Source organism: Phytobacter palmae, assembly GCF_039409775.1.
Lineage (GTDB): Bacteria > Pseudomonadota > Gammaproteobacteria > Enterobacterales > Enterobacteriaceae > Phytobacter > Phytobacter palmae.
Genome location: NZ_JBCIVJ010000011.1, coordinates 78,346 through 97,734 on the forward strand (window position 1 = coordinate 78,346; position 19,389 = coordinate 97,734).

17 protein-coding genes and 2 tRNA genes are annotated in these 19,389 nt (G+C 51.2%); 15 read left to right on the top strand and 4 right to left on the bottom strand.

Annotated features, from left to right (window positions below; all coding sequences use genetic code 11):
• Positions 1-23: 23 nt before the first annotated feature.
• Positions 24-995, bottom strand: a complete 972-nt coding sequence (ispB, locus tag AAIG39_RS14625) for an octaprenyl diphosphate synthase (protein ID WP_047372952.1) — start codon at positions 993-995, stop codon at positions 24-26.
• 258 nt (positions 996-1,253) lie between these two features.
• Between ispB and rplU the strand changes: the two genes are divergently transcribed.
• From rplU to cgtA, 4 genes are all read left to right on the top strand, one after another.
• Positions 1,254-1,565, top strand: a complete 312-nt coding sequence (gene rplU / locus AAIG39_RS14630; protein WP_003025032.1) for a 50S ribosomal protein L21 — start codon at positions 1,254-1,256, stop codon at positions 1,563-1,565.
• 20 nt (positions 1,566-1,585) lie between these two features.
• Positions 1,586-1,843 carry a 50S ribosomal protein L27 gene (rpmA, locus tag AAIG39_RS14635; RefSeq protein WP_003861831.1) on the top strand — a complete coding sequence of 86 codons (258 nt, stop codon included), beginning with the start codon at positions 1,586-1,588 and terminating at the stop codon, positions 1,841-1,843.
• 95 nt (positions 1,844-1,938) lie between these two features.
• Positions 1,939-2,904, top strand: coding sequence for a DMT family transporter (locus AAIG39_RS14640; RefSeq protein WP_343194164.1), 966 nt, complete (start codon positions 1,939-1,941; stop codon positions 2,902-2,904).
• 15 nt (positions 2,905-2,919) lie between these two features.
• Complete coding sequence (gene cgtA, locus AAIG39_RS14645) at positions 2,920-4,086, top strand: Obg family GTPase CgtA (RefSeq protein ID WP_090083081.1); 1,167 nt, start codon at positions 2,920-2,922, stop codon at positions 4,084-4,086.
• An 85-nt stretch (positions 4,087-4,171) separates the two neighbouring features.
• On the opposite strand, the gene dacB is transcribed toward cgtA, so the two are convergent.
• Complete coding sequence (dacB, locus tag AAIG39_RS14650) at positions 4,172-5,605, bottom strand: serine-type D-Ala-D-Ala carboxypeptidase (RefSeq protein WP_343194165.1); 1,434 nt, start codon at positions 5,603-5,605, stop codon at positions 4,172-4,174.
• 249 nt (positions 5,606-5,854) lie between these two features.
• On the opposite strand from dacB, the gene greA reads away from it, so the two are divergent.
• Positions 5,855-6,331, top strand: a complete 477-nt coding sequence (gene greA / locus AAIG39_RS14655; RefSeq protein WP_047372956.1) for a transcription elongation factor GreA — start codon at positions 5,855-5,857, stop codon at positions 6,329-6,331.
• Positions 6,332-6,484: 153 nt separating this feature from the next.
• Here greA and yhbY read toward each other — a convergent pair whose 3' ends face one another.
• Entirely contained in the window at positions 6,485-6,778 is a 294-nt protein-coding gene (gene yhbY, locus AAIG39_RS14660; protein ID WP_090083086.1) for a ribosome assembly RNA-binding protein YhbY, read from the bottom strand.
• Positions 6,779-6,899: 121 nt separating this feature from the next.
• Between yhbY and rlmE the strand changes: the two genes are divergently transcribed.
• The 6 genes from rlmE to AAIG39_RS14690 all read left to right on the top strand — a co-directional run bounded on the left by rlmE (position 6,900) and on the right by AAIG39_RS14690 (position 12,458).
• Positions 6,900-7,529, top strand: coding sequence for a 23S rRNA (uridine(2552)-2'-O)-methyltransferase RlmE (rlmE, locus tag AAIG39_RS14665; protein WP_039077471.1), 630 nt, complete (start codon positions 6,900-6,902; stop codon positions 7,527-7,529).
• 55 nt (positions 7,530-7,584) lie between these two features.
• Positions 7,585-9,516, top strand: a complete 1,932-nt coding sequence (gene ftsH, locus AAIG39_RS14670; protein ID WP_343194166.1) for an ATP-dependent zinc metalloprotease FtsH — start codon at positions 7,585-7,587, stop codon at positions 9,514-9,516.
• A gap of 100 nt (positions 9,517-9,616) precedes the next feature.
• Positions 9,617-10,471, top strand: coding sequence for a dihydropteroate synthase (folP, locus tag AAIG39_RS14675; RefSeq protein ID WP_090083087.1), 855 nt, complete (start codon positions 9,617-9,619; stop codon positions 10,469-10,471).
• Positions 10,464-11,801, top strand: a complete 1,338-nt coding sequence (gene glmM / locus AAIG39_RS14680; protein WP_047372959.1) for a phosphoglucosamine mutase — start codon at positions 10,464-10,466, stop codon at positions 11,799-11,801. Before folP ends, glmM begins: the two co-directional genes overlap by 8 nt.
• 226 nt (positions 11,802-12,027) lie before the next feature.
• A complete protein-coding gene (gene secG / locus AAIG39_RS14685) occupies positions 12,028-12,360 on the top strand; it encodes a preprotein translocase subunit SecG (RefSeq protein ID WP_047372960.1) in 333 nt (110 codons plus the stop codon).
• A gap of 11 nt (positions 12,361-12,371) precedes the next feature.
• Positions 12,372-12,458 (top strand) — tRNA-Leu (locus AAIG39_RS14690).
• Positions 12,459-12,635: 177 nt separating this feature from the next.
• On the opposite strand, the gene argG is transcribed toward AAIG39_RS14690, so the two are convergent.
• Positions 12,636-13,979 (bottom strand): argininosuccinate synthase, encoded by a 1,344-nt coding sequence (argG, locus tag AAIG39_RS14695; protein ID WP_039077476.1) that lies wholly within the window; start codon positions 13,977-13,979, stop codon positions 12,636-12,638.
• Positions 13,980-14,358: 379 nt separating this feature from the next.
• Here argG and AAIG39_RS14700 point away from each other — a divergent pair.
• From AAIG39_RS14700 to infB, 4 genes are all read left to right on the top strand, one after another.
• Positions 14,359-14,435, top strand: a tRNA-Met gene (locus AAIG39_RS14700).
• Between the two features lie 208 nt (positions 14,436-14,643).
• Positions 14,644-15,096: a ribosome maturation factor RimP gene (gene rimP / locus AAIG39_RS14705; RefSeq protein ID WP_047373469.1), complete on the top strand. Its 453-nt coding sequence runs from the start codon at positions 14,644-14,646 to the stop codon at positions 15,094-15,096.
• A gap of 28 nt (positions 15,097-15,124) precedes the next feature.
• The gene (gene nusA / locus AAIG39_RS14710) at positions 15,125-16,612 is read left to right on the top strand and encodes a transcription termination factor NusA (RefSeq protein ID WP_090083090.1); all 1,488 of its coding nucleotides are present in this window, start codon (positions 15,125-15,127) and stop codon (positions 16,610-16,612) included.
• A gap of 24 nt (positions 16,613-16,636) precedes the next feature.
• On the top strand, positions 16,637-19,351 hold the full coding sequence (gene infB / locus AAIG39_RS14715; RefSeq protein WP_090083091.1) for a translation initiation factor IF-2: 2,715 nt from the start codon (positions 16,637-16,639) through the stop codon (positions 19,349-19,351).
• Positions 19,352-19,389: the final 38 nt, after the last annotated feature.

A 19,389-nucleotide genomic window follows, 5' to 3' on the forward strand; every position in this document is an offset into this window, starting at 1 on the left:
TGCTTGACGGGAAAGTGAAAGAGTTAGTGATCGCGCTGGACCGCAATATGGGCGAGACCGATGAGCGCTTCACGCCACGGGGAATCAGGAAGAACCTGCAGAGCAGCAATAGCTTTATCCGCCTCTTCCTCTGCGCGACGACGCGTCCATTCCAGCGAACCACAGGCTGCCATAGCTTCCAGAACAGGTTCCAGAAGATGTCGTCCGTTGCCCTGCTCGATGGCTTCTCGAATCATCTGCGCCTGCTCTGCGGTGCCATTGTGCATCGCATGCAGTAAGGGGAGAGTCGGTTTACCTTCGTTGAGGTCATCACCGGTATTTTTGCCCAGCGTTTCGCCATCCGCACTGTAGTCCAGCAAATCGTCAATCAGCTGGAAGGCAGTGCCCAGGTAGCGGCCATAATCCTGCAACCCTTTTTCTTGCGCGTCGCTGCAACCTGCCAGCAAGCCAGAGCACTGCGCAGCCGCTTCAAACAGGCGCGCAGTCTTGCTGTAAATCACGCGCATATAGTTCTCTTCGGTGATGTTCGGGTCATTGACGTTCATCAACTGCAGAACCTCACCTTCGGCTATTACATTCACCGCTTCGGACATGACTTCCAGTACTTTCAGCGAGCCAAGACTGGTCATCATCTGAAAGGCGCGGGTGTAAATAAAATCACCGACCAGCACGCTGGCCGCGTTACCAAAGGCGGCGTTAGCGGTGGCTTTACCGCGGCGCATATCTGATTCATCCACAACATCGTCGTGGAGCAGCGTCGCAGTGTGGATAAATTCGATTAATGCAGCGATGGTGACATGCGCGTTGCCTTCGTAGCCAACGGCACGCGCTGCCAGTACGGCAATCATTGGACGGATACGTTTACCGCCGCCGCTAACAATGTAATAACCCAACTGGTTGATTAGCTGAACATCAGAGTTGAGCTGTTGCAGGATTGTCGCATTAACACCCGCCATATCTTGCGCGGTTAACTCATTGATTTTTTCTAAATTCATCGCAAAAGCCGGGCTTTCAGTCCTGTTTACCACATATCAAAATGGGATAACGAAGGGTTACGGGTTAGAATAGTATTGTTGATTGTACTGAAAAAACGCGCCAGATAAACGTTACCCTACGCATTGTGTTTTTTTTCTGCATGGAATGACGATCGCACTTGTCAAAGGCTCGCGTTTTGCGTAATATTCGCGCCCTATTGTGAATATTTATAGCGCACTCTGAATCACACGATGATGTGCGCGGAAGCGGAGTTTTTTATGTACGCGGTTTTCCAAAGTGGTGGTAAACAACACCGAGTAAGCGAAGGTCAGACCGTTCGCCTGGAAAAGCTGGACATCGCAACTGGCGAATCTGTTGAATTCGCTGAAGTTCTGATGATCGCAAACGGTGAAGAAGTCAAAATCGGCGTTCCTTTCGTTGATGGCGGCGTAATCAAAGCTGAAGTTGTTGCTCACGGTCGTGGCGAGAAAGTTAAAATCGTTAAGTTTCGTCGTCGTAAACACTATCGTAAGCAACAGGGCCATCGTCAGTGGTTCACTGATGTGAAAATCACTGGCATCAGCGCCTAAGACCTGAGGAGTAGATTTAAATGGCACATAAAAAGGCTGGCGGCTCAACTCGTAACGGTCGCGACTCAGAAGCTAAACGCCTGGGCGTTAAGCGTTTCGGTGGCGAATCCGTTCTGGCGGGTAGCATCATCGTTCGTCAACGTGGCACCAAATTCCACGCTGGTACTAACGTAGGTTGCGGTCGTGACCACACTCTGTTTGCTAAAGCAGACGGTAAAGTGAAATTTGAAGTTAAAGGCCCGAACAACCGTAAATACATCAGCATCGTTGCTGAGTAAGTTTTTCGTGGTCCGGTAACGGATAAAAGCCCCGCACCCTGTTGCGGGGCTTTTTACATTAGAAGTCCGGAAAACTTTCTGTAGGGAAAACGGGCATGAAGCAGCAGGCTGGCATTGGTATTCTTTTGGCGCTCACCACAGCAATGTGTTGGGGAGCACTGCCAATTGCAATGAAGCAGGTGCTGACGGTGATGGAACCCCCGACGGTGGTGTTTTATCGCTTTTTGATGGCGAGTATTGGTCTGGGGGCCATCCTGGCCGTCAAAGGCAAGCTTCCACCGCTGCGCATTTTTCGTAAGCCACGCTGGCTGATACTGCTGGCTATCGCGACGGGCGGCCTGTTCGGTAACTTCATCCTGTTCAGCTCTTCCCTGCAATACCTTAGCCCCACGGCGTCGCAGGTGATTGGTCAGCTTTCACCGGTCGGTATGATGGTTGCCAGCGTATTCATCCTCAAGGAGAAAATGCGTGGTACACAGATTGTTGGCGCGGGCATGCTGCTCTGCGGTCTGGTGATGTTCTTCAACACCAGTCTGGTTGAGATTTTTACCCGGCTGACGGATTACACCTGGGGTGTGATTTTCGGTGTCGGCGCGGCAACAGTTTGGGTCAGTTATGGTGTCGCACAAAAAGTATTATTGAGGCGTCTGGCTTCACAACAGATCCTCTTTTTGCTGTACACTTTATGTACGATAGCGTTACTGCCGCTGGCCAGGCCTGGAGTGATTTTCCAGTTCAGCAACTGGCAACTTGCGTGCCTGTTTTTCTGTGGACTGAATACGCTGGTTGGCTATGGCGCACTGGCGGAAGCAATGGCGCGCTGGCAGGCCGCGCAAGTCAGCGCGCTCATCACCCTGACGCCGCTGTTTACGCTGTTGTTTTCAGATTTATTATCAATGGCCTGGCCCGATGTTTTCGCCAGACCGATGTTAAACCTTATCGGTTATCTCGGTGCGTTTGTCGTGGTTGCGGGAGCAATGTATTCCGCCATTGGCCATCGTCTTTGGGGACGCTGGCGCAAGCGTGAAGTGATTGTCACTTTGCCCCGCTCAGGCGAATGAGTTACGGAGAGTAAAATGAAGTTTGTTGATGAAGCGGTCATCCTGGTCGTAGCGGGTGACGGTGGTAACGGTTGCGTAAGCTTCCGTCGCGAAAAATACATTCCCAATGGTGGCCCCGATGGCGGCGACGGTGGTGACGGTGGCGACGTCTGGCTGGAAGCAGACGAGAACCTGAACACCCTGATTGACTACCGCTTTGAAAAATCATTCCGCGCTGAACGTGGGCAGAATGGTCAAAGCCGTGACTGCACCGGTAAGCGCGGTAAAGATGTGACGGTGAAAGTGCCGGTGGGTACGCGCGTGATTGACCAGGGCACTGGCGAAACCATGGGCGATATGACCAAACACGGCCAGCGTCTGATGGTGGCGAAAGGCGGCTGGCATGGTTTGGGTAATACCCGTTTCAAATCATCCGTTAACCGTACGCCGCGTCAGAAGACGATGGGTACGCCGGGTGATAAACGCGACCTCATGCTGGAGCTGATGCTGCTGGCGGATGTAGGGATGCTGGGTATGCCGAATGCGGGCAAATCTACTTTCATCCGCGCAGTCTCTGCAGCAAAACCTAAAGTGGCTGACTATCCGTTTACCACGCTGGTTCCAAGCCTCGGCGTCGTGCGTATGGATAACGAAAAGAGCTTTGTGGTAGCAGACATCCCCGGGCTGATCGAAGGGGCATCCGAAGGCGCAGGCCTCGGTATTCGTTTCCTCAAACACCTTGAGCGCTGTCGCGTACTGCTGCACCTGATCGATATCGATCCAATTGACGGATCTGATCCGGTCGATAACGCGCGGATCATCATTGGCGAGCTGGAAAAATACAGTGAAAAACTGGCGGCTAAACCGCGCTGGCTGGTCTTCAATAAGATTGACCTGATGGACAAAGCTACAGCGGAAGCCAAAGCCAAAGAGATCGCTGAAGCATTGGGCTGGGACGATAAGTATTACCTTATCTCCGCGGCCAGCCAGCAAGGTGTTAAGGATCTTTGCTGGGATGTGATGACCTTTATCATCGAAAACCCGATCACGCCGGCGCAAGAAGAGAAGCAGCCAGAGAAAGTCGAGTTTATGTGGGACGATTACCACCGTCAGCAACTTGAAGAGGCTGAAGACGACGACCTGGACGATGACGACTGGGACGAAGATGACGAAGAAGGCGTTGAGTTCATCTATAAGCACTGATTCTGCGACTCCCCCGCAGACGATCATCTGAGGGGATAGCAGGCACACTGAGCCGGGAATGCGTTAACGCTGCCCGGCTTTTTTATTAATTGTTCTGGTAGATATCTTTGTACAGGCGGCTTTCAAAGCGAACCAGTGGAATACGACGGTTACGCTGATCGGCGGGTTCTACCGCATAACCCGACAAATATTGTACGAAGGCCATTCGCTGCCCGCTCGCGGTAGTGATAAAGCCGGCCAGGTTGTAAACGCCTTGCAATGAACCTGTTTTGGCGGACACCTTGCCGTCTACACCTGCCTCATGCAAACCCGCGCGATATTGTAATGAGCCATCATAGCCTGCAAGCGGCAACATAGAGATGTAGTTGAGCTCGTTGTCGTGCTGGGCAATATACTGGAGTACCTGCATCATGGTGGCAGGAGCGATCAGATTATGGCGTGACAGACCGGAGCCATCCGCAATAATCGTGTTTCCGATATCGACACCGGCTTGCTGACGCAGAATTTGTCGAACTGCATCAGAACCGGCGCGCCAGGTTCCCGGTACGCCAAAGCGGGCATGGCCGATCATACGGAAAACAGTATCGGCAATCATGTTGTCCGATTTTTTCAGCATGGTTTTTAGCAAATCGTGTAAAGGGGCCGATTGCGTACTGGCGATAACCGTACCAGGTTCGTTGACTTGAGTCTGGCGTAGCAGGGTCCCGGTATAGGTAATGCCTGCATCTTTGAGTTCTGCCTTGATTATGGCCCCGGCATAGCTGGCTCCGTCCTGAATGGCAAAAGCCAGCGGTAGCGGATCTGTGCGTTGTGGCAGGCAGCCGGTTAGCGTGAAACGGTTTAAATCGCCAGGGACAACATCCAGCTCGCAGTATTGCCCTTCGGATGAGCCGCGCGCCAGCGTACGGACCTGACTGAACATAGTCACGGGGTAGTACGATGCGACGCGTATGTAGGCAAGGTCTCCGGGTTTCTGCGCACTGTATAGCGAAACAGAGAAGCAGTTGCGATCAATAATGGCTGCTGCTGGCGGGGCGCTAAAGCATTGGGTCATGTCGTTCCATGGCCAGCCGGGGGCTTTGTCATGGCTGGCAAAAATCGAGGTATCGATAAGAATATTACCCTCGATTTTTTGCACCCCAGATTTTTTCAGGATCGCGACCATATTACGAATATTTTGACGTTTTAGCGTCGGATCTCCGCCAAATCTTGCCACTAAGTCGCCTTTCAATACGCCATCGGCAACCGTACCTTTACTCTCCAGCGTCGTGGTGAAGCGGAAATCAGGACCAAGCTGTAATAAAGCCGCCAGCGCAGTAATGACTTTTTGCGTACTCGCCGGTAAAGCCATTTGCTTGCCGTGATAATCGATGTCCGGTTCCTGTGCACCCACCTTTTGCACCATGAGGGCGAGGTTTGCGCCGTCCGGTAACTGGTTTATGTACTCATCGACATTCGCGGCCTGAACATTCAGGGCTATACTTGTAGTCAATCCGATGATAAATCTGGGAAATCGCATAATCTCGCGCTAACAACCTGGAAACAAGCCGTCATACTACGGCGCATCGACCCGGAAAGTAAACGATGACCCATAGTGAACTTCCGGGTAAAATACGTATCAAATTGAAAAATTGTTGCTGACCTGGGGCTTTGTCTCCGGGTCAGTTTTCTTTTGCTTCTGGTCGGGGGTTATGCGCCTGAATCCGGGCAGACATAGCAGCCGGGGCGGGAGACTGCTCCTTACAGGAAAGTTTAAGAGGTATAACAAATGCAAGCTATTCCGATGACCTTACGTGGTGCCGAAAAACTGCGCGAAGAGCTGGATTTTTTGAAATCAGTGCGCCGTCCTGAAATTATCGCCGCGATTGCAGAAGCGCGTGAGCATGGTGACCTGAAAGAAAATGCGGAATACCATGCAGCCCGCGAACAGCAAGGCTTTTGTGAAGGCCGCATCAAAGATATCGAAGCAAAACTGTCTAATGCACAGGTTATCGATATCTCTAAAATGCCGAATAATGGGCGTGTGATTTTTGGTAGTACGGTTAGTGTTCTTAATCTGGATACCGAAGAAGAGCAAACCTACCGCATTGTGGGTGACGACGAAGCTGACTTTAAGCAAAATCTGATCTCCGTAAATTCACCGATAGCGCGTGGTTTGATCGGTAAAGAACAAGACGATGTCGTAGTGATTCGTACACCGGGCGGTGATGTCGAATTCGAAATTATCAAAGTGGAATATCTCTGAATAGTTTCGTTAACCGCACTTGTTGACGTATTGTAAAGAAAAGAAAAAGGCCGCACTGCGGCCTTTTAACAACTCAATGAGCATGGCATTTTGCTCGTCTGTTAGCGAAAACCCCTCGTTTTACACAGATTTTGTGTTCAATTAAGGATATTCTTAGCGCGGCAGCGAGATTTTGCGCTCTTTAGCAGGACGATAAAGCACCAGCGTTTTACCGATGACCTGTACGTTACAGGCGCCGGTTTCGCGTACAATAGCTTCCACGATCAAGGACTTAGTCTCGCGGTCTTCGGTAGCGATTTTAACCTTGATAAGTTCATGGTGCTCTAACGCTTGTTCGATCTCGGCCAGTACCCCTTCGGTCAAACCATTATTGCCAAGCATAACTACCGGCTTGAGCGGATGTGCCAGACCTTTCAGGTGCTGTTTTTGTTTAGTACTCAGATTCATCGTATATTTTGCTTACGTTGGGATTGAAAACGGGTCATTCTACCGCCATCTCCCATATATCACCAAATCGCCGCGTGTAATTTTACGTTGCTGAATACGATGAACCCAGACGGAATGTGAAATGACAGGTAAGAAGCGTTCTGCCAGCTCGAGTCGCTGGCTTCAGGAACACTTTAGCGATAAATATGTTCAACAGGCGCAGAAAAAAGGGTTGCGTTCCCGTGCCTGGTTTAAACTTGATGAAATACAGCAAAGTGACAAACTTTTTAAGCCGGGAATGACGGTTGTCGATCTCGGCGCCGCTCCCGGTGGCTGGTCGCAATATGCGGTCACGCAGATCGGAGGCACAGGCCGTATCATCGCGTGTGATCTTTTACCTATGGATCCAATCGTTGGTGTGGACTTTCTTCAGGGTGACTTTCGTGATGAATTAGTTCTGAAAGCATTACTGGATCGAGTCGGGGACAGTAAAGTACAGGTTGTCATGTCAGATATGGCACCAAACATGAGCGGAACCCCAGCAGTTGATATTCCCCGCTCCATGTACCTGGTGGAACTGGCGCTGCAGATGTGCCGGGATGTGTTAGCGCCTGGTGGTGGTTTTGTTGTGAAAGTCTTTCAGGGCGAAGGTTTCGATGAGTACCTTAGGGAAATTCGCTCTCTGTTTACGAAAGTGAAAGTTCGTAAGCCGGACTCTTCCCGTGCCCGTTCACGAGAAGTGTACATTGTAGCGACCGGGCGAAAACTATAGTAACCTGACGCTGTTTTTAACACAGTTGTAATATGAGGTTAATCCCTTGAGTGACATGGCGAAAAACCTAATACTCTGGCTGATCATTGCCGTTGTGCTGATGTCAGTATTCCAGAGCTTTGGGCCCAGCGAGTCTAATGGCCGTAAGGTGGATTATTCTACCTTCCTGCAGGAGGTCAACCAGGACCAGGTTCGCGAAGCGCGTATCAACGGACGTGAGATCAACGTTACCAAGAAAGATAGTAACCGTTACACGACTTACATCCCGGTGAACGATCCGAAACTGCTTGATAACCTGCTGACTAAAAATGTCAAAGTGGTTGGCGAGCCGCCGGAAGAACCTAGCCTGCTGGCTTCGATCTTTATTTCCTGGTTCCCGATGCTGTTGCTGATTGGGGTCTGGATATTCTTTATGCGCCAGATGCAGGGCGGCGGTGGCAAAGGTGCCATGTCGTTTGGCAAGAGCAAGGCGCGTATGCTCACCGAAGATCAGATTAAAACGACTTTTGCGGATGTTGCGGGTTGCGACGAAGCAAAAGAAGAGGTGGGTGAACTGGTTGAATACCTGCGCGAACCGAGCCGTTTCCAGAAGCTGGGGGGTAAAATCCCGAAAGGCGTTCTGATGGTAGGCCCTCCGGGTACCGGTAAAACGCTGCTTGCGAAAGCTATCGCGGGTGAAGCGAAAGTCCCATTCTTTACAATTTCCGGTTCTGACTTTGTGGAAATGTTCGTTGGTGTCGGCGCATCCCGTGTGCGCGACATGTTTGAACAAGCCAAAAAAGCGGCACCGTGCATTATCTTTATTGATGAAATCGACGCAGTTGGTCGCCAGCGTGGGGCGGGCCTGGGTGGCGGTCATGATGAACGCGAACAGACGCTGAACCAGATGCTGGTTGAGATGGATGGTTTCGAAGGTAATGAAGGTATCATCGTTATTGCTGCGACGAACCGTCCGGACGTTCTTGATCCTGCGCTGTTGCGTCCGGGCCGCTTTGACCGTCAGGTCGTGGTTGGTCTGCCGGATGTTCGCGGTCGTGAGCAAATACTGAAAGTGCATATGCGTCGCGTACCGCTCTCTCCGGATATTGATGCGGCAATTATCGCGCGTGGTACGCCCGGCTTCTCCGGTGCTGATCTGGCGAACCTGGTGAACGAAGCGGCGCTGTTTGCTGCACGCGGCAACAAGCGCGTCGTCTCGATGGTTGAGTTCGAGAAAGCGAAAGATAAAATCATGATGGGTGCGGAACGTCGCTCCATGGTGATGACGGAAGCGCAGAAAGAATCCACCGCTTATCATGAAGCAGGTCATGCGATTATTGGTCGTCTGGTACCAGCACACGATCCGGTACATAAAGTCACCATTATTCCGCGTGGTCGTGCACTTGGCGTGACGTTCTTCCTGCCGGAAGGTGACGCGATCAGTGCCAGCCGTCAGAAGCTGGAAAGCCAGATCTCCACCCTGTATGGTGGCCGCCTCGCAGAAGAGATCATTTACGGTGCTGAGCAGGTTTCTACTGGTGCGTCGAACGACATCAAAGTGGCAACAAACCTGGCGCGTAACATGGTGACCCAGTGGGGTTATTCAGACAAACTTGGTCCATTGCTGTACGCAGAAGAAGAAGGCGAAGTATTCCTTGGCCGTAGCGTAGCAAAAGCGAAACACATGTCTGATGAAACCGCACGGATTATCGATCAGGAAGTGAAAGCATTGATTGAGCGTAACTACAATCGTGCACGTCAGATCCTGAACGAAAACATGGATATCCTGCATGCGATGAAAGACGCGTTGATGAAATATGAAACTATTGATGCGCCGCAAATCGATGACCTGATGGCTCGCCGTGATGTGCGTCCGCCAGCTGGCTGGGAAGATCCTGGTACTAACAATTCTGACAGCAATGGTACTCCTCGTGCGCCGCGTCCGGTAGACGAACCGCGTACGCCGAACCCGGGTAACACGATGTCTGAACAGTTGGGCGATAAGTAAGTTTTCTATTGTCGATGATGTGTTCTTTTGCTGAAACCCTGGGGCTTGCTCCGGGGTTTTTCTTTTTTGCACAATCAAATATTCAAAAAGGTTTTACGTCATGAAATTGCATGCTCAGGGTACCATCCTCGATCTTTCTCATCCGCATGTGATGGGGATTCTCAATGTGACGCCGGATTCTTTTTCAGATGGCGGAACGCATAATACGTTGGTCGAGGCGGTCAGACATGCCAATCTGATGATTAATGCCGGCGCAACGATAGTGGATGTCGGTGGTGAATCTACCCGCCCTGGTGCCGCAGAGGTCAGCGTTGAGGAAGAACTGGACCGTGTTATTCCTGTTGTGGAAGCGATAGCACAGCGCTTTGAAGTATGGATTTCTGTCGACACCTCTAAGCCCGAAGTAATCCGTGAATCGGCCCGGGTGGGGGCTCATATCATCAATGACATCCGCTCGCTGACTGAACCTGGCGCGCTTGAAGCCGCGGCAGAAACAGGTTTGCCTGTTTGCCTGATGCATATGCAGGGCCAGCCAAAAACGATGCAGGAAGCGCCTAAGTATGATGACGTATTTACGGATGTGAATAGCTTCTTTATAAATCATATTGCGCGCTGCGAACGCGCTGGTATCCCAAAAGAGAAATTGTTACTCGACCCCGGATTTGGTTTCGGTAAGAATCTCACGCACAACTACGCGCTCCTCGCCCGCCTGGCGGAGTTTCATCATTTTAACCTGCCTCTGTTGGTAGGAATGTCGCGTAAATCGATGGTTGGCCAGTTACTGAATGTTGGCCCCAACGAAAGATTGAGTGGTAGCCTGGCATGTGCGGTAATTGCCGCCATGCAAGGCGCACACATTATTCGTGTCCACGATGTAAAAGAAACGGTTGAAGCCATGCGGGTGGTGGAAGCCACACTGTCAGCGTCAGCGAAGGAAAACAAACGCTATGAGTAATCGTAAATATTTTGGCACCGATGGCATCCGTGGTCGCGTTGGTGATGCGCCAATTACCCCAGACTTTGTTCTTAAACTAGGCTGGGCGGCTGGTAAGGTGCTGGCTCGCCATGGCTCACGCAAAATTATTATTGGCAAAGATACCCGCATTTCCGGCTATATGCTGGAGTCTGCACTCGAAGCTGGTCTCGCCGCTGCGGGTTTATCTGCCTCTTTTACCGGGCCGATGCCTACTCCCGCAGTGGCATACCTTACCCGTACGTTTCGTGCAGAAGCGGGAATTGTAATCTCAGCATCGCATAATCCTTTCTATGACAACGGTATCAAGTTCTTTTCTATAGACGGTACAAAGCTGCCGGACGCGGTAGAAGAAGCCATTGAAGCTGAGATGGAAAAAGAACTGACCTGCGTGGATTCAGCTGAGCTGGGTAAAGCCAGCCGTATCGTGGATGCCGCAGGCCGTTATATCGAATTTTGCAAAGCGACATTCCCCAACGAGCTCAGCCTGAACACGCTTAAAATCGTCGTTGACTGCGCGAATGGCGCAACCTACCACATTGCCCCGAGTGTTTTCCGTGAACTGGGTGCGAAAGTGATCGCGATGGGCTGCGAGCCTGATGGTGTCAACATCAATGAAAACTGTGGTGCAACGGATGTCCGGGCATTGCAGCAACGTGTTTTGAGTGAAAAAGCGGATTTAGGTATTGCTTTTGATGGTGACGGTGATCGTGTGATCATGGTTGACCATGAAGGCAACAAAGTCGATGGCGACCAAATTCTCTACATCATTGCGCGCGAAGCCTTGCGTCAGGGGCAATTACGCGGCGGCGCGGTAGGGACGCTGATGAGTAACATGGGGCTGGAACTGGCATTAAAACAGCTCGGTATTCCGTTTGCGCGTGCGAAAGTGGGTGACCGCTACGTCCTCGAAAAATTGCAGGAAAAGGGCTGGCGCCTTGGCGCAGAGAACTCTGGCCACGTCATTTTGCTGGATAAAACGACGACCGGCGATGGCATTGTAGCGGGCCTGCAGGTTGTGGCGGCCATGGTGCGTAATCACATGAGCTTGCATGATTTGTGCAGCGGGATGACCATGTTCCCTCAGATACTGGTGAATGTGCGCTATACCTCCAGCGATATTGATCCGCTTGAAGATGAGCAGGTTAAAAGCGTAACCGCTGAGGTTGAAGCGGCGTTGGGCAATCGTGGCCGCGTACTGTTGCGTAAATCCGGAACTGAACCGTTGATTCGCGTCATGGTGGAAGGCGAGGTTGAAGAGCACGTTGTTGCGTTTGCTAACCGTATCGCAGATGCGGTTAAAGCTGTGTAACAGTCATTAAGTGTCTAAAAAGGCGGCGTTTGCTGCCTTTTTAATGCACGACGTCTCCGTTTTTGCTGTTTTTTTCCTCACTTGATAAAATGCGCTTAAAATGCCCTTGCGAAGGTGATTCGCTTTGGTTAGTATTCACACCCGCTTCAGTGGGAAACATTAGCAACCCCACTTTTATTGGTTTGAAGCATTGGCATGCGGCAACCCCGCAAGGAACAGGTTGATTATGTACGAAGCTCTTTTAGTTGTTTTCCTTATTGTGGCAATTGGCCTTGTTGGTTTAATCATGCTGCAGCAAGGTAAAGGCGCTGATATGGGAGCCTCATTTGGCGCAGGCGCTTCTGCAACGTTGTTCGGTTCAAGTGGTTCTGGTAACTTCATGACCCGTATGACTGCTGTGTTAGCGACACTGTTCTTCATCATCAGTCTGGTGCTCGGTAACATCAATACCAACAAAACCAATAAAGGAAGTGAATGGGAAAGACTGAGTGCCCCAGCTCATACTGAGCAGACTCAGCCAGCAGCTCCGGCGCAGCCGAGCAGCGATATCCCGAAATAAGAAGTCGTCGTACCGAGGTGGTGGAATTGGTAGACACGCTACCTTGAGGTGGTAGTGCCCTAACGGGCTTGTGGGTTCGAGTCCCATCCTCGGTACCAATTTTCCGAAAAAAGACGCCAAAGGCGTCTTTTTTTTCGTCTGTAGAAAAGGCAGTTCTCAAGCCAGTACGTGGCACAGCCTGGGTGGAACTTCGCTGCGGCTGATGTTCTTGCATAAATGTTATTGCATAAAAAAGCCGCTTTCGCGGCTTTTCTCATTTCCTTTTCTGTCAGCGCTTATTTAGCTTTGTTTTCCAGATTCTCAACCTGCGGCAGACCCGTCGCAGAGGAGGCGGAAAGCAGGCCAGACTGTGCATAACCAAACAGTTTTTCACGTGTATCGGTGATGTCCAGATTACGCATGGTCAACTGGCCAATACGATCATCCGGAGAGAAGACAGAATCACCTTTCTCCATGGTCAGACGCTCTGGTTTATAAGTCAGGTTGTCAGACACGGTGTTCAGGATGGAGTAATCGTTGCCACGACGCAGTTCCAGCGTGACTTCACCGGTGATTTGGCTTGCTACCCAACGTTGCAGACCATCACGCAGCATCAAGGCCTGAGAATCGAACCAGCGACCCTGATAGAGCAAACGTCCCAACTGACGCCCATGTGCATGATATTGCTCGATAGTATCTTCGTTGTGAATACCGGTCAGCAGGCGCTCATACGCAATATGCAGGAGTGCCATCCCCGGTGCTTCATAGATACCGCGGCTTTTCGCTTCAATAATACGGTTTTCAATCTGATCGCTCATTCCCAGACCGTGACGACCACCGATCCGGTTGGCTTCCATCATTAGCTCAACATCATCGCTAAATGTTTTACCGTTAAGAGCAACCGGATGGCCTTGTTCAAAACGTACGGTCACTTCTTCCGCCGGGATTTTTACATTTTCATCCCAGAACTTCACACCCATGATCGGGTTAACGATTTTCACGCTGGAGTTCAGGAATTCGAGATCTTTCGCTTCATGCGTTGCGCCGAGCATGTTCGAGTCAGTGGAGTACGCTTTTTCCACAGACATTTTGTAATCGAAACCACAGGCGATCATGAATTCGGACATTTCCTGACGACCGCCCAGCTCATCAATAAAGTCGGTGTCCAGCCAGGGTTTATAAATTTTCAGTTCGGCATTGGTTAACAGGCCATAACGATAGAAGCGCTCAATATCATTACCTTTATAGGTACTGCCATCGCCCCAGATGTTAACACCATCTTCTTTCATTGCTGCAACGAGCATCGTACCGGTCACTGCGCGACCAAGCGGCGTAGTGTTAAAGTAGGTCAGTCCACCCGTTGTATTATGAAACGCGCCGCACTGAATAGCGGCAATGCCTTCGGCAACCAGCTGCTTGCGACAGTCGATCAGGCGGGCATTCTCCGCGCCATATTCCTTCGCACGACGAGGAATTGCGTCATAGTCGTCCTCGTCCGGTTGACCCAGATTCGCAGTGTATGCGTAAGGAACGGCCCCTTTTTTGCGCATCCACAGCAATGCCGCGCTGGTATCCAGGCCCCCGGAGAAGGCGATACCAATACGTTGACCAACCGGAAGATGCTTGAGAATCGTCGTCATAAAATAAATCCCTGCTTTATATACCTATGGTGAGAGACTTAACAGCCACGCCATGATGTTTAATACCATTCTCTGTTGTTTCGGGAGTGAATGGTTATGCAAAATAAATGAGTTTTCATTTAAACATCTTTTGGCGATGACAGGAAGAGAAGAGTGCAATTTTCATCGCAATAATGACCGTGAATGCCCTCTGAAAACGCATCCGCCATTGCGAATGATAATACAAGTCCAGGCGCATAAAATGCAAACTTGTCAGGGTTGACAGATAGTTATGTTTATCAATATAATGAATGCAGATTATACGTCCCGTCTTCGGTACCAAATCCCAGCATCATTTGCAAATCTTCTGCTAACCGAGTAGAATTTGCCACGTTTCAGGCGCGGGGTGGAGCAGCCTGGTAGCTCGTCGGGCTCATAACCCGAAGGTCGTCGGTTCAAATCCGGCCCCCGCAACCACTTTCCCTAAGTGTTCTTTTTCAAATATACTATGAAGACTTAACGCCTTCGTCGCTGGATTTGAAAAAAATACTCCCGGAAGGTTCTCCAGGCCGCAGTTGCGGCTATAGGGTTCAGTTATTTAAAGCCCCGATTTATCGGGGTTTTTTGTTATCTGACTACGGAATAACTGGGCTTTACGCCCTTTTTTTATGTCTTGGGGGTGGGCTTGTCCACATTAGAGCAAAAATTAACAGAGATGATCACAGCACCGGTTGAAGCACTGGGCTACGAGCTGGTTGGTATTGAATTTGTGCGTGGTCGCACATCTACACTGCGCATCTATATTGATAGTGAAGATGGCATCAATGTTGATGATTGTGCCGATGTCAGCCATCAGGTCAGCGCGGTGATGGATGTTGAAGATCCTATTACCGTCGCTTATAACCTGGAAGTGTCCTCACCAGGCCTTGATCGTCCCTTATTTACAGCGGAACACTATGCGCGTTTTACGGGTGAAGAGGTGTCGCTGGTCTTGCGTATGGCGGTACAGAACCGTCGTAAATGGCAAGGCGTTATCAAAGGTGTCGATGGCGAGATGATCACCGTTACGGTCGAAGGTAAAGATGAAGTGTTCGCATTGAGCAACATTCAGAAAGCGAACCTGGTCCCCCACTTTTAACAGTCTGGATTGAGGTGAAAGGCCCCCGATGAATAAAGAAATTTTGGCTGTTGTTGAAGCTGTTTCTAACGAAAAAGCGCTGCCGCGTGAAAAAATCTTCGAAGCGCTGGAAAGTGCTCTGGCTACAGCAACCAAGAAAAAATACGAGCAAGAAATTGATGTTCGCGTAGAGATCGATCGTAAGAGCGGTGATTTCGATACGTTCCGCCGTTGGGTTGTGGTCGAAGAAGTTACCCAGCCGACGCGAGAAATCACGCTGGAAGCGGCTCGCTTCGAAGACGAAAGCATGAATGTGGGTGATTTTGTTGAAGACCAGATTGAATCTGTCACCTTTGACCGTATTACCACCCAGACGGCAAAACAGGTTATCGTGCAGAAAGTGCGCGAAGCTGAACGTGCGATGGTTGTTGACCAGTTTCGTGAGCATGAAGGCGAAATCATCACTGGTGTGGTGAAGAAAGTGAACCGCGATAACATCACGCTTGATCTGGGTAGCAATGCCGAAGCCGTAATTTTGCGCGAAGATATGCTTCCGCGTGAAAACTTCCGTCCCGGCGACCGTATTCGCGGTGTGCTCTACGCTGTACGTCCCGAAGCGCGTGGTGCACAGCTGTTCGTGACGCGTTCCAAACCTGAGATGCTGATCGAACTGTTCCGCATTGAAGTACCGGAAATTGGCGAAGAAGTCATTGAAATTAAAGCGGCTGCTCGCGATCCAGGTTCCCGTGCGAAAATCGCGGTAAAAACCAACGACAAACGTATCGATCCGGTCGGTGCGTGTGTAGGGATGCGTGGCGCGCGTGTTCAGGCTGTATCAACCGAACTGGGCGGTGAGCGAATCGATATTGTCCTGTGGGATGATAACCCGGCGCAGTTCGTTATTAACGCCATGGCACCTGCTGATGTTGCTTCTATCGTTGTTGATGAAGACAAGCACACCATGGATATCGCCGTTGAAGCCGGTAACCTGGCTCAGGCAATTGGCCGTAATGGCCAGAACGTTCGTCTGGCTTCACAGCTGAGCGGCTGGGAACTCAACGTGATGACCGTTGAAGACCTGCAGGCGAAGCATCAGGCAGAAGCCCATGCGGCGATCGACACCTTCACTCGCCACCTCGACATTGACGAAGACTTCGCCACTGTTCTGGTTGAAGAAGGTTTCTCTACGCTGGAAGAACTGGCATATGTGCCAATGAAAGAGCTGCTGGAAATCGACGGGCTGGATGAAGATACCGTTGAAGCCCTGCGTGAACGCGCGAAAAATGCCCTGACTACTCTGGCCCTGGCGCAGGAAGAAAGCATCGGTAATAAAGAACCGGCTGAAGACCTGCTGAACCTGGAAGGTTTGGATCGTGCATTGGCGTTTAAACTGGCAGCCCGCGGTGTTTGTACGCTGGAAGATCTCGCCGATCAGGGCGTAGATGACCTGAGCGATATCGACGGTTTGACCGACGAGAAAGCCGGGGAGCTCATCATGGCCGCACGTAATATTTGCTGGTTTGGTGGCGAAGCGTAATAAACTGTAGCAGGAAGGAACAGCATGACAGATGTAACCGTAAAAACGCTGGCCGCTGAGATTCAGACCTCTGTGGACCGCCTGGTACAGCAATTTGCTGATGCAGGGATCCGCAAGTCCGCTGAAGACTCAGTGACGGCACAAGAAAAGCAGACGCTGTTAGCGCATCTGAACCGTGAACATGGCTCAGGTCCTGACAAGCTGACGTTGCAGCGCAAGACGCGCAGCACATTAAGTATTCAGGGCACCGGTGGGAAAAGTAAATCGGTGCAGATCGAAGTCCGTAAAAAGCGCACCTTTGTAAAACGCGATCCACAAGAGGCAGAACGTCTCGCAGCGGAAGAAGAGGCGAAGCGTGAAGCGGAGGAGAAGGCCCGTCGTGAAGCAGAGGAAGCTGCTAAGCGCGAAGCCGAGGAACAAGCCAAACGTGATGCCGAAGAAAGAGCGAAGCGTGAAGCGGATGAAAAAGCCAAACGCGAATCTGCTGATAAAGCAAAACGTGAAGCTGCGGAAAATAGCAAAGTGAGCAACCAACAATCTGACGAAATGACCAGGACAGCCCAGGGTGAAAAAGCCCGCCGTGAAGCTGAAGCGCAAGAACTTAAGCGCAAAGCGGAAGAGGAGGCTCGTCGTAAGCTGGAAGAAAATGCGCGTCGCGTAGCGGAAGAAGCTCGTCGCATGGCTGAGGAAAACGAATCCCGTTGGAATGCCAGCAGCGATAAAGAAGAAGAAAGCAGCGACTATCATGTAACCACTTCTCGCCATGCACGCCAGGCTGAGGACGATAGCGACCGCGAAGTTGAAGGTGGTCGTGGTCGTGGTCGTAATGCGAAAGCGGCACGCCCAGCGAAAAAAGGCAACAAGCATGCCGAAAGCAAAGCCGATCGTGAAGAAGCCCGTGCTGCCATTCGCGGCGGTAAAGGCGGCAAACAGCGTAAAGGTTCTGCGCTGCAACAGAGCTTCCAGAAGCCTGTGCAGGCGGTTAACCGTGACGTTGTGATTGGTGAAACGCTGACTGTTGGCGAGCTGGCTAACAAAATGGCGGTGAAAGGTTCTCAGGTCATCAAAGCGATGATGAAACTGGGTGCAATGGCCACCATCAACCAGGTCATCGACCAGGAAACCGCGCAGCTTGTAGCCGAAGAGATGGGCCACAAAGTTATCCTCCGTCGTGAAAACGAACTGGAAGAAGCGGTAATGAGCGACCGTGACACAGGTGCTGCGGCAGAACCGCGCGCACCGGTCGTGACCATCATGGGACACGTTGATCACGGTAAAACCTCTCTGCTGGATTACATTCGTTCAACGAAAGTAGCATCAGGCGAAGCGGGTGGTATCACCCAGCACATCGGTGCATACCACGTTGAAACCGAAAACGGCATGATCACCTTCCTGGATACCCCGGGCCACGCCGCGTTTACCGCAATGCGTGCACGTGGTGCGCAGGCAACGGATATCGTGGTTCTGGTTGTAGCAGCTGACGATGGCGTGATGCCGCAAACAATCGAAGCTATCCAGCACGCTAAAGCGGCGCAGGTACCGGTTGTTGTTGCAGTTAACAAGATCGATAAGCCAGAAGCGGATCCGGATCGCGTTAAGAATGAATTGTCCCAGTACGGTGTTATGCCGGAAGAGTGGGGCGGCGAAAGCCAGTTCGTTCATGTATCAGCAAAAGCGGGTACCGGTATCGACGAACTGCTTGATGCCATCCTGCTTCAGGCAGAGGTTCTTGAGCTGAAAGCTATCCGTACCGGTATGGCGAGCGGTGTTGTGATTGAATCCTTCCTGGATAAAGGTCGTGGCCCGGTTGCTTCGGTGCTGGTACGCGAAGGTACTCTGCATAAAGGCGATATCGTTCTGTGTGGCTTTGAATATGGCCGCGTACGTGCGATGCGTGATGAGCTCGGTCGTGAAGTTACCGAAGCGGGTCCGTCTATTCCGGTTGAAATCCTCGGCCTGTCTGGTGTTCCGGCAGCGGGTGATGAGGCGACTGTTGTTCGTGACGAGAAGAAAGCTCGTGAAGTTGCTCTGTATCGTCAGGGTAAATTCCGCGAAGTCAAACTGGCGCGTCAGCAGAAATCCAAACTGGAAAATATGTTCGCCAACATGACCGAAGGTGAAGTTCACGAAGTGAACGTCGTTCTGAAAGCGGATGTTCAGGGCTCTGTGGAAGCAATCACCGATTCTCTGCTGAAACTGTCTACCGACGAAGTGAAAGTGAAGATTGTAGGTTCTGGTGTCGGTGGTATCACCGAAACCGATGCTACGCTGGCCACGGCTTCGAACGCCATCCTGGTTGGCTTTAACGTTCGTGCTGACGCCTCTGCGCGCCGTGTGATCGAAGCCGAAGGTCTGGATCTGCGTTACTACTCCGTCATCTATAATCTGATCGACGAAGTGAAAGCAGCAATGAGCGGCATGCTGTCTCCGGAGCTGAAACAGCAGATCATTGGTCTGGCAGAAGTTCGCGATGTGTTCAAATCACCGAAATTCGGTGCGATCGCGGGCTGTATGGTTACGGAAGGTACGATTAAACGTCATAACCCAATCCGCGTTCTGCGTGACAACGTGGTTATCTATGAAGGCGAGCTGGAATCCCTGCGCCGCTTCAAAGATGACGTTAACGAAGTCCGTAACGGCATGGAGTGTGGTATCGGCGTGAAGAACTACAACGACGTTCGCGTTGGCGATATGATCGAAGTGTTCGAAATTATCGAGATCCAACGCAGCATCGACTAATCCCGTTGGGATAAGTCCATAAGTAGGCCGGGATCGCC